We start from the raw sequence: 15,981 nt of genomic DNA on the forward strand, positions 1-15,981 counted from the left end.
TGGGGCGTTGGGCATAGAGAAATAAAGAATAAATAACTCTTGACTAATGACTAATGACTAATGACTAATGACAAAACCAATAGAAGTCCGCAATCCCCGAACTGGTAAATTTGACTACGTAATTATCCCGCCGCCTCCAAGGCTGCTGGCACAACAATGTAACCGCAGCCGCAGGGCGCAAGTTCGCTGGCAGCACTTGGGTTTAGAAGGGAGAATTGAAGCCTTACAGCAGTGGAAAAAAGCCATATTATCCGGGCGCGATCGCTTAACGGAAGCTTTGGTAAATGATACGGGAAGATTGTCAACCTCAGTATTAGAAATAGATTCCTTCCTTTCTAGCATTGATCGCTGGTGTCGGATAGCGCCAGAACTGCTGCAAGAATCGGCAAAAAATACAGCCATTCCGTTTATCGCCTTGCAACAAACATCCGTTCCTTATCCCCTAGTTGGGATAATTAGCCCGTGGAATTTTCCACTGTTGCTGTCTACCATTGATACTATTCCGGCATTGTTGGCGGGTTGTGCCGTGATTGTCAAACCCAGTGAAATTGCTCCCCGCTTCGTAGCACCACTAATCACAGCACTCAACGCCGTTCCCAAACTGCACGATGTATTAACTTTTGTTGAAGGTGCGGGAGAAACCGGATCTGTTTTGATTGAGAATGTAGATTTGGTATGTTTTACAGGCAGTGTAGCCACAGGGCGAAAAGTAGCAGAAGCCGCTGCTAAACGGTTTATTCCAGCTTTTTTAGAATTAGGAGGAAAAGACCCTGCGATCGTTTTAGAATCAGCCAATTTAGAATTAGCAACCTCAGCAATATTGTGGGGTTCCGTTGTCAACAGCGGACAGTCATGCCTATCAATTGAGCGAATTTATGTTGCTGAATCGATATTTGAAAAGTTTTACCATCAACTAGTAACCAAAGCACATCGCCTTGGGCTAGCCTATCCGACAGTCGAAAGTGGAGAAATTGGCCCCATCATCGCCGAAAGACAAGCAGCCATTATTAGCGACCATCTTCTAGATGCAGTTGAAAAGGGAGCAGTAATTCACTGTGGTGGTGTAATTGAAGACTTAGGTGGAGGTTGGTGGTGTCGTCCGACAGTGCTTACCCAGGTTAATCATTCCATGAAAGTCATGACTGAAGAGACTTTTGGCCCCATTATGCCAGTGATGCCTTTTTCCACAGCAGAGAAAGCAGTCTCTTTAGCGAACGACTCAATTTATGGATTAAGTGCTGCTGTATTTGCTGAGTCAGAAGCCGAAGCCTTAGAAATTGCCCACCAAATAGATGCAGGTGCCATCAGTATCAACGATGCTGCACTCACCGCCCTTATGCATGAGGGAGAGAAAAACGCCTTTAAATTCTCTGGTTTGGGAGGGTCACGCATGGGTGCAGCAGCACTAAAACGGTTCATGCGAAAAAAAGCTATTTTGATCAAAACCAACTCTACTAGTGACCCTTGGTGGTTTGATAATGAAGCTTGACACTCTCAACTAATAAATTTAAATGTAGGGTGCGTTAGCTCCGAGAGTACAGCACCCTCACAAAAAGTCAAAAGTCACTTGTACTGAGCTTGTTCTAAGCATAGCTACGCTTAAGGCGCAGGCTTTACGACGCCGCTCAGGCTAAACTCGGCACAAGTCGGCTACGCTCAGTAACCATCTCGATTTTCTGCTAACGGGACTTAAACATTTTTTTGGGACAAACAAGCCTCAAACCCATACAGAGTAAGGGGAATACACCAAATACTCAAAAATGCCTCAAACCCAGATATATCAACAAACTAAGCCTAATGATGTCAAAGTCTTTCTGTATATAGATTTGAGGCTCTTTTATGGGTGTTTTTTGTCTAAGTCCCACTAAATGACTTTTGAATGAGTGAATCAGTGACTTCAAGACGCAGTCTCGGTCAACAATTTAAGGTGCGTTAGCCTACGACATAACACACCCTACTACAAATTTATGTGGGTTCGTATACATTGAATTTTCTCGCCGACTTACTTAATGCATCGACTTACAATGCGATTGCATCAACTCACAACGCGATTGCATCGACTTACAATGCGATTGTATCGACTTACAATGTTAATGCTAACATTTAGCAGTTTTTGTAGGGTGAGCACTGCTTACCATTAGTGTCAACTTAAGCTAAAACTTGTTTAAAACCTCATAAACCTCGTTTCCAGCCAGAGGCTGGAAATGCTACTCCTGACGGCTCTGCCGCTAGTCTTGAGGCGGAGCCTCCCATAGGCATTCCCAGTCAGAGACTATGAACGAGGTAATCTCTCAAAGCTCAGTCTAGACTGGTTTTTACGTTAAGTTGACACCAATGCACTGCTTACCCGCTCAAACTATTATTTTTACCTTGTGTTGTAGACCTTACCTATGTTTATTGAGAGGTGAATTGCAATGTCAAATATTCGCGAAGGAATGCCCGTACTTGTCCGTCATGAAGGAGATTGGGTAGGAACTTATACAGTAATTGATACAACCGGAAAAATCCTCGACAAGTATGAGTCTCACTTAACTTGTCAATTTCCCGAAAATGGCCCTCATCCCTACTACCAAATCAATCGCTACAATTGGCCTGATGGTAAACGAGAAGAGTATGAATTTCCCGGAAGCTATAAAGATAATAAGCTTTGGTTTGACACTGATCGCATTCAAGGAAAAGCTTGGGAAGTAGATGATTCAATTGTTATTTTGTGGTTTAGTTATAAGACAAACCCAGAAATGAGCTTATATGAAATGATCTACATTAGTCCTGACAATAACAATCGTGCCCGCACTTGGCATTGGTTTAAGAATAATCAAATCTTTCAACGCACCCTAATTCAAGAAGAACGGCTAAGATAGTAATTTATCCCCTCAGAGATAAGCACTCATTTCTTTATTCTCCAGTAGTTTTGTCGGGTGTGTTATGCCGCTCTCTTACGCACCATCCTAGATTTTCGGTGCATTATGAACATTAGTCCTAATGCACCCCACCAGATTAGTAAGGTACATGCATGGCAAAAGGTGACAAAATAAACTTTTCTACTCCTAGCGGTTTTCCAGAATTCCTGCCTAATGAAAAGCGTCTAGAATTATATTTACTAGATATCATCCGTAGAGTTTTTGAAAGCTATGGATTTACGCCCATAGAAACACCTGCTGTAGAACGTTTAGAAGTGCTGCAAGCTAAAGGAAATCAAGGCGACAATATCATCTATGGCATTGATCCCATTCTGCCACCAAATCGACAAGCCGAGAGAGATAAATCTGGTGAAACTGGTTCGGAAGCAAGAGCTTTAAAGTTTGATCAAACAGTTCCTTTAGCGGCTTATATTGCCCGTCACCTGAATGAGTTAACCTTTCCCTTTGCCCGCTACCAAATGGATGTGGTTTTTCGGGGAGAACGAGCGAAAGATGGGCGTTTTCGTCAGTTTCGTCAGTGCGATATTGATGTAGTTGCTCGTCGTGAACTCAGCTTGCTCTATGATGCTCAAATGCCTGCAATTATCACTGAGATATTTGAAGCAATTAATATTGGTGATTTTCTGATTCGCATCAATAATCGCAAAGTTCTTACTGGTTTTTTTAAGTCAGTAGGAATTGCTGAAAACCAAATTAAATCCTGTATTGGCATCGTTGATACTCTAGAAAAAATTGGTGAAAATAAAGTAAAACAAGATTTAGAGAAAGAAGGTATTTTAGCAGAACAGGCTCAAAAAATAATTGAGTTTATTAAAATTGATGGTTCGGTTGATGAAATATTAGATAAGCTCAAACACCTCGCAGAAAATCTGTCAGAAACCAAGCAATTGAGCCTGGGAGTTAGCGAATTAGAAACAGTAGTTGCAGGTGTGCGTAATCTCGGAGTTGCCGAAAATCGTTTCTGTATTGATTTATCCATTGCCCGTGGTCTTGATTACTATACTGGTACAGTTTACGAAACAACCTTATTAGGACATGAAGCTTTAGGTAGTATTTGTTCTGGCGGGAGATATGAAGAATTAGTCGGTGTATTTTTGGGTGAAAAAATGCCTGGTGTCGGCATTTCTATCGGCTTAACTCGCTTAATTAGTCGCTTGTTAAAAGCTGGCATTCTTAGTACTTTAGCTGCTACACCAGCCCAGGTGATGGTAGTGAATATACAAGAAGATTTAATGCCAACTTATTTAAAAGTTTCTCAACATCTGCGTCAGGCTGGAATTAATGTTATAACTAACTTTGATAAGCGTCCCTTGGGTAAACAATTTCAGCTAGCTGATAAGCAAGGAATTCAATTTTGCGTAATTATCGGTTCTGAGGAAGCCGCAACCCAAAAGTCCTCGTTGAAAGATTTGAAAACGGGTGAGCAAGTAGAAGTCCTACTGGTAGATTTGGCTGAGGAAGTTAAAAGAAGGCTTGGCTAATAAACTTTCAAGATGACTTCTAAAATCTCTTTTTCTCTCTGCACCCTCCCCGTCTGGAGCGGTTCAAAAGCTTTTTATTTAACCGCAGAGGCACAGAGAACACAGAGTCAAGAAGGAGTTTGTTGAGGGTTAATATTTGATTAACTGACAAATCTTTTTTGTTGTAGCTTAACGAAGTTGGTCAGTCAAGTAAGGGTTAACATAGGTTTTATATAGGTAATTTGGATTGGGTTGCACTTTAATCAAGCAAAAATATATGAAAATTCTCAACGCTCGTAATTTATCTTTAGAAGAAGTTCAGCGTTTGTTTGGCTTTCAAAAACAGTACAATGATTCATTTTCTAACTACTTATCTTTGGAACCTCTTACGGAAGCAGAACAGCAGGAACTCAAACAAATTCAGCATGACTTTGATAGATACCTCACAGCAGGCAAAGTTTCTGAAGGTCAGGTAAAGTTTCTTGCAGTTGCCCCTTTACTAAGATTAGCTGGTTTTTATCGCTATCCTATCGAGATTGTTTTGGAAGAGAATATTACTGATATTGAAGTAGAAGATGAAGATATCAAAATTAAAGGAAAATTTGATATTTTAGCTATTAGTAAAGCTAAACATATAAAACCTCAAACATATTTCTGGGTACTGTTAATTGAATCTAAAAATAGTCAAATTGATATATCAACAGGTTTCCCTCAGCTACTCACGTATGCTTTTAAAAATTTAGATAATCAAAAATCAGTTTGGGGATTAACAACTAATGGTAGAAGTTATCAGCTTGTCTATATTGAACAAGGAAATCCCCCAATTTATTATCTATTACCAGAACTAAATTTAATGGAAAGAGAGCGTTCAAGTCAGTTGCTACAAGTTTTAAAAGCAATTTGTCAGCTTTAAAAGGGAATTTAAAGATACATTTAACAATAATCAATAGTAATGAGTAAACAAAACCTCTAATAATCTTGTGACTTTTGACTTTTGACTTTTGACTTTTGACTTTTGACTTTTGACTTCCCGACAAAGAGTGGCATCCAGCGTTTTTGAAGTTGGGTAAAACTCTGGATGAATGCGCTGCAAAGTATTGAGGATTCTGCAAAAAATACCGCCGTCAAGCAAAAAAAGAAACGCGCAACTACTGGGGAGGCAAGTGATTGCTAGGGTTGAAGGCTAAGGCTAAAGCAAAGGTGAAAAAATCGTCTCCAGGACAAATGAGACTACCTTGGGATGAATGGGAAGCAACTAACCAAGAAATAGAAAAAGTAGCGAGCAGATTTATCTTTGCTAATTGCTATGACAGCCAAAAAGCTAGCATTATACTACAAGCACAACAAGAAGACTTTTTTCTGCCCCGTGTAGTCGCAGCTTATCAGCTTTTTCTTGTTCTCGTTGTCTTTGTAGCCTATCTGCTTGTTCTTGTTCTTCTTGTTGTCTGTTGGGTTGAACGAACGCGAACAGCGTCCCGTAGGGAAGTGAAACCCAACAAAGGATGAAAAATGTTGGATTTCGTTCCTCAACCAACCTACAAGTTGAAATTACGAATTAGCCCGATCGCAATATACTTCACCAAAGCTATGATCAGCATGAATCTCAATAACTAGATCAACCGCTGTTGCATCTTTTACCAATGGCTTGATGAATAATTCCGGGTGAAGCGATCGCCAAAAATAATTGACAAATTCCTCTATCTCTGCATTGTTCATCCCCGATTTACCCGCAGCAATCATCTGCTGTTCCGCCTGTTTACGCCACTCTAAAGAACAGCGATAATCGATTGGATATAACAAAATTAAGCTATCTAATCGCTCCCACAGTGGTAAATAATCGTGGAGGCGATGAATAATATCACGGGCAAATGCTCTATCTTCATCTGTGATAATTGGTGGCGGTGCAGTATCAAATACATCTGGCTCAATTGGCCGCACACCCACAAACCAACCTTCAAATAGTACAATATCTACATCTGTGACGATTTCTGAAGTAGTGCGATCGCCTGCACCTCCATAGGCAGATTTATCAAAGCGGGGAACCATAACCGGATTTTGTAACTGGCGGATTTGATCTAGTACATTTAAGCCTAAATCTACATCGTGGGTTCCTGGTGGGCCTCGCCAAATCAAGCGGGGATCTTGCTGTGTTAAAACCAAGCGATCACTGTAAGTTTTGTATAAGTCATCTAAAGACAAACTCAGAGTGTGATACCCTAACTGTTGGAGAATCAAGCTGAGAATTTTGCACATTGTGGTTTTCCCAGTCCCTTGTCCTCCCAAAATGCCTTGAATCAGAGGGCGGCCCAATTGTTGGCGGTGCGATGCGAGTTTCATCCCCAAAGGAAGCCACAAGTCCCACAATACTTGTAACATTTCCTTGGGTTCGATTTGGAGAGTAGTTAGGCAGAATTGACTAAAAGCTGGGAAGACAGATTTTAGTAAATGCGATCGCCTCTCTATCACTTCATCGGCATTTTCCGGCGTGATCCCAAAAGCTTTTGCCCTTAACTTATCTGCCAGCGCGGCTTCTCTTGCTTCTTGCTGCCAAGTTTCGGCTACAGTTTCTGAAACTAAAATTTTACCCAGCCACAAATTTATAAATTCCAACTCTCCCCTATCCTCCTTATTCTCCTCATCCCCCTCGTCTCCCTACGATCCCAGCTTAAAGGCTTCGAGAAACAGGCTGTAGGTGAAACCAACTTTGAGAAGATTTAGTGAGTCTATCAAGAGCGATCGCCTTGACAAAAAGCTGCGATTATAAAATATCCTGCTAGTAATTTCCGTCAGCAGTACTAAAAAACCGGCTACCACAATGTCCAATATACCCTGTTGACCGGCTGTAGTGGAAACTGCGTTTCCCATAAAAAAACCGAACAAAAAACTAATTATTAGCAACGATAGTCGCCGCCAAGGATTAAAAAACAATTGCCCTAAGCGTGTAGCAATGGCATCGAACAAGTTATTGAGACGAGTGTTTTGCATTAGATAGACTTCTCTTAAAAAGTCAAGATACCTTGAAATATCTTTATATTTGAAGAGGATATTGGTTTTAACCTAAGCTTGTTTGTTAATATTGTAGATATATACTGGGCTTCCAGTGTTGATTCAAATTTGCACATCCGATCATCTCTAGGTAAGTACAAGCCCTTAAAAGGGTGCTTATTCTAACGCCAGATGAAATATACATCTTAGATTTATCTAAGGGTTTGGCAAAGGACGCCTTGTTGAGACCGTTAGCGGTTTCACAAAATTTTTATTTGTTTATAGACATGAATTGGTTGGCTTGGTATCTAATTTTCTTGTTTTTATCTAAGCCTACGGTCAAAATCTGAAGCAATGGGTGTCTGTACGCCTTGTTTATCAAGCATAAAGTAAATAATTTCCTCCAAATATTTTTTAATCAAAATGATATTTATAATACATTTGTACCCCTAATTTTAGGAAAGTATATATAAGGCTACTTTCTATAATTGCCTTTATTGATAATAGGCTACTATTTGGTCAAGCCTAGACAAAATATTTATTTCTAATAACTATCAATATGAAATCTTCAGTGTATCGTAACGTCGGTGTTACAGCTTGTTGCTTGGGACTCCTTGTTGCTCTAGTGGGATGCTTTGGAGTTAGCGTATCTTTTGAGTCCACAAACCCAGATACATCTTCACAACTGCCAACTGAAACTACCCAGTTGGAGACAACTTCGTCTACACCCGTTTCACCTGAAAAAGGTATTTCCGCTAGCCTATCTACTCCAGGAACAACTCCAACCAATCAAGTAGAACATAGCAGTAAAGAGAATACTCATCCTGTCTTGGCAGATCGTGATAAATCAGTTGGCAAAGCCAACTATCAAGGGACTTTGCGGATGAGCAATCAAACAAATCAGCCTGTGCGGTTGGCTCTGCTGGCGCGACAGTCGGTAGCAAAAGGCTCTGGAACTAAACAGACTAACTATGATCTCCCGGCACATTGGGATTTTGCTCCCCAAGAAGGTAGTGATAAGGGACTAATTCTCTCCCTACCTCAAAATAATTTAAAGCTGGAGAAGGGAGATATTTTAGTTGCTTTTGCAGAAGATGGTTCTCGTCGTTATTGGGGCCCCTATGTTGTCGGCGAAACTCAATTACCTAAATGGAATTCCCAAAACAGAGAATGGCAATTAGTGCTGAGTCCATAGTGAATATTTAGTAGTACTGAAGAACTAGCCCGTCGGGCGCGTAAATTCAACTACCATCAGCTAGACAAAGGATTTAATCAATTTAGGACTTACGCACAGTTAACGGAAAACGAACCACAGAGAACACAGAGGTCACGGAGAAACGAGAGTTTGAGAGGGTTTTTGCGTAAGTCCTACAATTGTTAAAGCTAGGCAAACTTTTGCCACAGTGTACTAGTGTGTTGGAGAAGTTTCTCTGGCGACTTGGAGCAACAGGCATTACTGAATAGGAAAAAGTGTAGAGTACTCAGTAGAGGAAAATTGTTGAATTTAAAACTCTGAAGAACAAAAGATAGATAACTAACGACTATTGATTAGTGATTGTTGACTATTGACTAATGAGAATGAAATTGAGTGTTAAACACACTGTTGATCAGTGGTTCAACAAAATAGGAAAGAATCCAGCCCTTGGTGTAAGTGTGTCGATTTTGTGGTTAATGGTGATTGGCTGGGTAGCTTTTGGGTGGAATTTGGGCAACACTGGCTTGGTTGATGAGACAGAGCCGCTGTTTGCAGAAGCTTCCCGCCAGATGTTAGTCACAGGTGATTGGATAACCCCATTTTTCAATGGTGACACTCGTTTCGATAAACCTGCTTTAACTTACTGGTGTCAGGCGATCGCTTATGCAATTATTGGGGTGAATGAGTGGGCAGTACGCCTTCCTTCAGCGATCGCAGCGTTAGGCTTAATTTGTTTAGCTTTTTACACCGTACACTGGTATTTGGCTAAACAAGACGAATTAGAGCAAGTTTCACGTCCTACTCGCCGCTACTTAACATCTTTTATAGCAGCAGCGCTCATGGCACTCAATCCCGAAACTATTATTTGGGCAAGAACGGGTGTCTCTGATATGTTGCTCACCGCATGTATGGCATCAGCTTTGTTATGTTTCTTTCTAGGGTACGCAGGCAAGGAAGGGAGCAGGGAGCTCTTAGCAGGGGGAGCAGGAGGAGTAAGGGAGCAGGGGAGCAGGGGAGCAGAATTAATAACCAATGCCCAATCTTCTATGCCCCATGCCCTATTCTTAAATAAGTGGTACTTAGGTTTTTATGTGCTGATTGCTGGTGCAATTTTGACTAAAGGCCCAGTGGGAATTGTCTTGCCAGGGCTAATTGTTGCCGCCTTTTTGCTTTATGTGGGAAACCTTCGAGAGGTTTTGCGGGAAATGCGCCTTCTCGTGGGTATACTGATAATTATCGGTTTATCAGTGCCCTGGTATGCTTTAGTAATTTGGCGCAATGGCTGGAATTACATTAACTCCTTTTTTGGTTATCACAACCTGGAACGCTTTACAGAAGTAGTTAATGGTCACTCAGCACCTTGGTATTTTTACTTTTTAGTGGTGCTGGTGGGTTTTGCGCCATACTCAGTGTATTTACCAGTCTCTATAGTCAGACTAAAGTTTTGGCAGCGATCGCACTGGCGATCCCTTGAACGTTTTCAGCAGTTTGGTTTATTCGCCTGGTTCTGGTTTGCTAGCATCTTTGGCTTTTTCACCATTGCTGTTACCAAACTCCCTAGTTACGTCTTGCCTTTAATGCCAGCAGCGGCAATCCTGGTAGCCTTGTTGTGGAGCGACCTTTTACCAAACATGGAGATAGGGGAACGCAAGGACAGGGAAAATCAAGAGGACATGGGGATATGCGTACACGGCAACACTAGTTCACCGCATCTCCCCCCCTCACTCGTCTGGAGTGGTTGGGTAAATGTAGTGTTTTTATCATTTTTGGCAACAGCACTGTTTAACATAACCCACATATTAGGTACTGATCCAGCTATAAGTAACTTCCACGAACTAATTCAAAAATCTGGTTTACCAGTAATAGCCGGCATAATTTGGCTGGGTTGTGCTGTTTTGGTTGCGGGTTTCTTACTAAGTCGCCGTTGGAACTACATTATCAGTATTAATTTACTAGGGTTTGTGGCGTTTTTAATTTTTGTCTTAACGCCTGTTTCGTTCTTTATTGATCGAGAACGTCAATTACCCTTAAGGGAGTTATCTGCGGTCATCCTAGAAGCAAAACAACCAGATGAAGAATTGATCATGCTTGGCTTTAAAAAGCCTAGTGTAGTCTTTTACAGCCACATTCACGTAAATTATTTAAAATTCCCTCAAGAGGCTGTAGAGCACATTAAAAACCAGGCTGCCAAAGGACTAAAACCTCCCTCAGTGCTGCTGTTGGCTGAACAGAAAAAGTTTTTACAAATGGACTTACAGCCAGATGATTACAAGAGTTTATCAGCCAAGGGTGCTTATAACTTGGTTCGAGTTCCTTTTAAGAAAAAGAAAAATGAAAAAATAGATATATCATAATTGGGCATGGGGTATGAGGCATTGGGGAGCCAGCGCTGTGGGCGGGTTTCCCAACTTGAGGCGACTGGCGTCATTGGTTATTAATTCTGCTCCCCTGCTCCCCTGCCTCTTCTTCATTCCCCATTAACATTTGTCATTGTAACCGTTGACAGCTAAAGCTTGATTGATCTGGTTTAAGAGGTCTTCCATTGATATTGATCGCGGTAATATTTGGGTAGCGATCGCACCAACAACAGTTTCTATAGATTCCAAACCATTCTTTTTTTGCTTGTCAATTTCCTTATAAGCTACCCCAGACTGGAAACTCGTTTCAGGGCGATTTAATCGCTGATTCAGTACCAAAATTGGTGGTAACTTGTCAGGTGAATCTCCCAATGTTTTCAGTGCTTTTAGCACGTCTTTGTGAATAGCGGATTCTCCTAGACAAATTAGCAGTAAGTCAACGCTTTGGTGACGAATTTGTTGTAACACTTCTGCCCAACAGGGACTGATCGCCGCTTTGAAGCCTGCTGTTTGTAGGTACTGAATTAAAGCTTGGAACCACTCAGACCCCCGTTTAGCAGTTTCACTACTAATTGAGCAATTTTTTTCAGTCTGATAACTCTTAACTTGCTTGCGTCTTCCCTGTGGAAAATCACGCAGCATTGTCAAATCCACTACCAAAATGTTGGCAGGGCAGCAAATACCAGAAGCAATTTGCAGTACTGATAGTAAGGCATCTTTTTTCTCGGTGCGACTGCTCTTGTCTTTAGCAAATGGTGTTAAGTAAGGAAATACAGATAACCCTGGTATTTTAGAAGCTATTAGGGTGGTTGCCACATCGCAAGTAACTAGTGGTATAGCTGCCAAACGTGGGTGCTCAATTAGTTGTTGTAGATAAATTTGGGCAGTGGTACTTTCGACATCTAGCAAAATTACATCAAACTGCCATACCCGCGCCAAAAGTTCTGCCTGATCTAGGTCATCTACTTCAATCACTCGGTGTTCTCGAAGTGAGGGGTGGGGATTGACCGATTCCAACTTGGGATTCACCAATCTGAGAATTCGCAGTGGAGTCTTAGTTGGGATAATCGCGCTGTTGTCTAACCCTAGCTGCAAAACTGCTTGTGCAGTAGATAATTTTTCTAGAACTGGTGCTAATACCTGATGTTCTACTGGCAAGCTTAAGAAACCATCGGCTCGGTTAGCAAATGCTTGTTCCTTTTCCGCTGCCGTTGCGGTCACAATTACAGATATATGACGGGTTGCGGTGTCAGATTTCAGTAAAGTCAGCACATCCCAGCCTGATAGCAAAGGTAGCAATGGATTCAAAAATATCGCTATTGGTTGCAAGCGCCGAGCTTTTTCGACTGCTTCTGTCCCCGAGCGCGCAATCACTACCCGATATCCTAAACCTTTGAGTTGTTCGGTCAAGTCTTCAATATATCGGGCTACTGCCTCGACTATCAAGACCAACCGTTGCGAACTCGCAAGATGATGCTGTGTGGGGATAATAACATGCTGACGAGCTACTGCGGGGATTTCCCGTGTCTGTTGGTATCGTGTTTCTTCGTCTTCTCTGATTCCCATATCTGGTTCAGAAAAGCCTGTTTTCGGGGGACTGGGTGGCAGAAGTAGTGTAAACTGGCTACCTTTTCCTTCACGAGATAAGAAGCTGACATCTCCTCCGTGGAGGCGAGCCAAGGCGCGAGTTAATACTAGCCCCAGACCAGTGCCTTCAAATTGGCGGGTGAGCGGATTTTCTAGTTGTTGAAATTTTTGAAAGATTAAGTGTTGCTGGTGCTCAGGAATGCCAATGCCTGTATCCCAAACTGTAAAGGCAATCCATCCTTCCCAACGACTCACCCGCAGCCCAATTTCGCCAGATATTTCGGTGAATTTAAAAGCGTTGGAAAGTAGGTGTACTAGCATCTGGCGCAAGCGCAATTCATCTGCCACTATCTGGTCTAAGCCTAGTTCAATGGAAAGGCAGAATTGGGGAGCAGATGAACGGGCATTTTCTGTTGAAGAAGTCGCTGTCGCTTTGGTAGTTTGAGTGTGAATAGCTTTGGCTTCCGATAGGGCGCGATCGCACACAGCACTAATTTTTACTGGCGTCAGCGTTAAATCCATTTGTCCCGTTTCCATCCGGGTCAAATCTAAAATGTCATTAACCACACTCATCAGGTGGCGTCCGCTTTGATGAATCAGTCCTGCATAACGGGCTTGACGCTCGTTAAGTTCTCCCAACTGCTGATCCACGAGCAAGCGCGATAATCCTAAAACAGCAGTTAAGGGAGTTTTGAGTTCATGACTAATACAAGCTAAAAATTCGTCTTTCAATCGATTTAGTTGAATTAAATCGGCATTCTTTGCTGCCAATTCTTTGCAAAGCTGTTGCTGCTCAGTCACGTCAGTAGCTAAAACTAACCACAAATCATTGCTGAGTACAACTTCAGATTCAGCACTCATGACTTTAAACTCAGGACTATCTAATGGAATTTTGGCAAACTGCCAGATTCGCTCCTGACCATTTTGCACTTCGACAACGCAGGTACAAGTACCCACCTGACTATCCAAATAGCATCGACTGTATACAGCATCACCAGATGTTTCTTGCTGAGTCTGTTCTTCTTGATCACCATGTTCATTTTCCCTACCATTGGGATGAAGCTTAATTGCTCGTTGGGTGGCATATTCTGGTTTTTCAGAGCGGTTAGGGACAAGTATTGCCTCCACCTGTTGCCTAACTCCTTCTGGATCTTTCAAGACTCCTAATTGCTGCCACCAGGCGGGATTTCGTGCTACCACCTCGCCAGTACCCGTTTGCAACATCAAAGGCCAAGGCAGTCTTTCCAGCAAGTGTACCAGTGGCTGGTGTGCCAATGACTTGGGTTCATTTGGCGTCTGCACACCAGTATCATACTCATGGCGATGCTCACCAGACGACCTCTGGGTGGCTGAACTTAATGACCCAGCCATGCGTTCCTTAGCCAACAGTCGCAACAGGCGTGAACTATCCAACAGCCCCAAATATTGACCATCAGAGTCAATCAGTGCCCAATCTAAGTTCTGGTGTTTTTCGGCTTGTGGATAACACAAGCGCAAGCTTAATTGCTCTACATGCTCATAAGCTGATATTGTCTGTATTGGCTCAATTAGATCTTGACCCCAGGAAGAAAGTGATTGGTGTAAATTTAGATTTTTATCGTCACTATGTGCTAATAATTTTTGGATTAAACGGGCAGAATACAGCAATCCTATGGGGCATCGCTGTTGATTTACTACTACCAGGCGATCGCACTGCTCTTGCTCAAAAATCTCCAACACCACTGCCAAAGAACTTGTTTGGGGGCAGCTAGGTACGGTTGCCTGAAAGTCATAAAGCGGGTAATCTAGCATTAACATAGGGCTTCGGGGGTCATTCTTCCTGGGGAAACCTCCGGCATTTCCATCTGCCAACTTTTGATGGTCTTTTTGCCTGAAGCCATATCCTCTAAGAAGACTCATATAAGCAACTCTGGTTATTTCAACGCCATTAAATAAAACAATGGGATTTCCCCTCACGGACACGGGAATTGCGGACGAGTGCATTTTTCCAAGAGGCGACGTTTCTCATTTTTAGCAACTAGCCTCCGTAATGTCTTACTGGTATTTAAACTCCTCATCGATAACAACAGCTAAAACAATTATGGCCCCAAAGATTCGCTTTAGAACCTTGAGGAATTATAATGATTTAGAATGCGACAATCCTTTAAGTTCGTTTAAGTATCTTATCAAGAAGCAAAATAAAAAAATCTATCTATTTATGTACATAGATATGCAAATAATAAATTAGCTACTGTGTCTTGCCATGCCGACAGATACCTGATCATCAAAGACCGACTAAGTCCTACCACTCACTTGCTGCACTGGGTTGTTGAGTGGCTAGCACTATCTACGAACACAGAGCGTTATTTTGGGGTGGAATCACCAGGTTACTGCTCACCCAGTATTATCCTAGAAGCGTTTGCCAAACTTATCAGCCCACATTTTTTGGTCAGGGCGATCAAGGAGAGATATTCAAGAATAGATGTTATTACCGATATTGATTCTGCAATCTGATGTTAACAAAAGTTTAAATAATCCAATTGACTTAGCCAAGCAAAAAGATTTAAGCACGTGGGTGTGGAAATTGATTGACGCGATTATGGTCCAATTTTGCTACCTACCTGTTGCTGCAACTACCTTTGGAGAAATCAACTACTTACCTTGGCCACAACAAAATCCAATTAAGGCATACACTGGCAAATACATCTATGTATTTGCCAGTCACAGGCAAAAAAGCCAACAGGATTTCCATGAGATGACTCCTGCAGAAAAGCAAGGATTATTAAGACAGCTTAAATCAGATTACAGCCGAATTCTTATAAATTATTTTACCACAGACAAAACACTCAAAGACAAAATTGATAAATTTATCAATACTATATTTTATGCTAATATTCCTGTGCCCCAAATCATCGAAATTCACATGGATGTAATTGAAGAATTTTCTAACCAGCTAAAATTAGAAGGAAGGAGCAATGAAACGTTACTTGATTACCGCCTGACGTTAATAGATATCCTGGCTCACCTGTGCGAAATCTATAGGAGTTCGATTTCTAAATAAATTAGATGTATCGATGTTCGACTTGGTAGAAGCTACTGGTTTTAGTGACTCCCAATGTGCAAACAAATATTATCTTTCTATGATCATGACTAGCTTTTAAGTATATGAACAGAGCCAGAAAAACCTACGTTCTCAAGCTTTACGTAGCAGGGAATACGCCTAATTCAGTCCGGGCATTAAAAACACTCAAAAATATTTTAGAACAGGAGTTTGAAGGTGTTTATGCTTTAAAAGTGATCGATGTAATGAAAAGCCCACAACTGGCAGAAGAAGATAAAATATTGGCGACGCCGACATTATCTAAAATTTTGCCTCCACCCGTTCGCAAAATTATCGGGGATCTTTCAGATAGAGAAAGAGTATTAATTGGATTAGATTTGCTTTATGAAGAACTGAGTGAACAGGATTTTGAAGAATAAAATTCTAATCAAATAAA

Annotated in this window: 12 protein-coding genes; 9 read left to right on the forward strand and 3 right to left on the reverse strand. The window is 41.6% G+C overall.

Annotated features, from left to right (window positions below):
- Window positions 1–67: 67 nt before the first annotated feature.
- From V7L29_RS05725 to V7L29_RS05745, 5 genes are all read left to right on the forward strand, one after another.
- Window positions 68–1,489, forward strand: coding sequence for an aldehyde dehydrogenase family protein (locus V7L29_RS05725; protein ID WP_334692600.1), 1,422 nt, complete (start codon window positions 68–70; stop codon window positions 1,487–1,489).
- 925 nt (window positions 1,490–2,414) lie between these two features.
- Window positions 2,415–2,861, forward strand: coding sequence for a DUF3598 family protein (locus tag V7L29_RS05730; RefSeq protein ID WP_334692601.1), 447 nt, complete (start codon window positions 2,415–2,417; stop codon window positions 2,859–2,861).
- A gap of 152 nt (window positions 2,862–3,013) precedes the next feature.
- The gene (gene hisS, locus V7L29_RS05735) at window positions 3,014–4,402 is read left to right on the forward strand and encodes a histidine--tRNA ligase (RefSeq protein WP_334734823.1); all 1,389 of its coding nucleotides are present in this window, start codon (window positions 3,014–3,016) and stop codon (window positions 4,400–4,402) included.
- Window positions 4,403–4,658: 256 nt separating this feature from the next.
- Entirely contained in the window at window positions 4,659–5,294 is a 636-nt protein-coding gene (locus V7L29_RS05740; RefSeq protein ID WP_334734824.1) for a restriction endonuclease subunit R, read from the forward strand.
- 287 nt (window positions 5,295–5,581) lie between these two features.
- Window positions 5,582–5,887, forward strand: coding sequence for a hypothetical protein (locus V7L29_RS05745; protein ID WP_334734825.1), 306 nt, complete (start codon window positions 5,582–5,584; stop codon window positions 5,885–5,887).
- A gap of 42 nt (window positions 5,888–5,929) precedes the next feature.
- On the opposite strand, the gene V7L29_RS05750 is transcribed toward V7L29_RS05745, so the two are convergent.
- Together V7L29_RS05750 and V7L29_RS05755 are read right to left on the reverse strand one after the other, a co-directional pair.
- Window positions 5,930–6,982, reverse strand: coding sequence for a glycerate kinase (locus V7L29_RS05750; RefSeq protein ID WP_334734866.1), 1,053 nt, complete (start codon window positions 6,980–6,982; stop codon window positions 5,930–5,932).
- A 51-nt stretch (window positions 6,983–7,033) separates the two neighbouring features.
- The gene (locus V7L29_RS05755) at window positions 7,034–7,366 is read right to left on the reverse strand and encodes a DUF565 domain-containing protein (protein WP_334692605.1); all 333 of its coding nucleotides are present in this window, start codon (window positions 7,364–7,366) and stop codon (window positions 7,034–7,036) included.
- 559 nt (window positions 7,367–7,925) lie between these two features.
- Here V7L29_RS05755 and V7L29_RS05760 point away from each other — a divergent pair.
- Both V7L29_RS05760 and V7L29_RS05765 read left to right on the forward strand, forming a co-directional pair.
- Window positions 7,926–8,561 (forward strand): hypothetical protein, encoded by a 636-nt coding sequence (locus V7L29_RS05760; RefSeq protein ID WP_334692606.1) that lies wholly within the window; start codon window positions 7,926–7,928, stop codon window positions 8,559–8,561.
- 377 nt (window positions 8,562–8,938) lie between these two features.
- Window positions 8,939–10,915: an ArnT family glycosyltransferase gene (locus V7L29_RS05765; protein WP_334692608.1), complete on the forward strand. Its 1,977-nt coding sequence runs from the start codon at window positions 8,939–8,941 to the stop codon at window positions 10,913–10,915.
- 123 nt (window positions 10,916–11,038) lie between these two features.
- Here the strand turns inward: V7L29_RS05765 and V7L29_RS05770 are convergent, their stop codons facing one another.
- The gene (locus V7L29_RS05770; RefSeq protein ID WP_334734867.1) at window positions 11,039–14,302 is read right to left on the reverse strand and encodes an ATP-binding response regulator; all 3,264 of its coding nucleotides are present in this window, start codon (window positions 14,300–14,302) and stop codon (window positions 11,039–11,041) included.
- Window positions 14,303–14,966: 664 nt separating this feature from the next.
- Here V7L29_RS05770 and V7L29_RS05775 point away from each other — a divergent pair.
- Together V7L29_RS05775 and kaiB are read left to right on the forward strand one after the other, a co-directional pair.
- Window positions 14,967–15,545, forward strand: coding sequence for a KaiA family protein (locus V7L29_RS05775; RefSeq protein WP_334734826.1), 579 nt, complete (start codon window positions 14,967–14,969; stop codon window positions 15,543–15,545).
- A 104-nt stretch (window positions 15,546–15,649) separates the two neighbouring features.
- Window positions 15,650–15,964, forward strand: a complete 315-nt coding sequence (gene kaiB, locus V7L29_RS05780; RefSeq protein ID WP_334734827.1) for a circadian clock protein KaiB — start codon at window positions 15,650–15,652, stop codon at window positions 15,962–15,964.
- Window positions 15,965–15,981 lie beyond the last annotated feature (17 nt).

The organism is Nostoc sp. (assembly GCF_036916575.1).
Taxonomy (GTDB): Bacteria; Cyanobacteriota; Cyanobacteriia; order Cyanobacteriales; family Nostocaceae; genus Nostoc.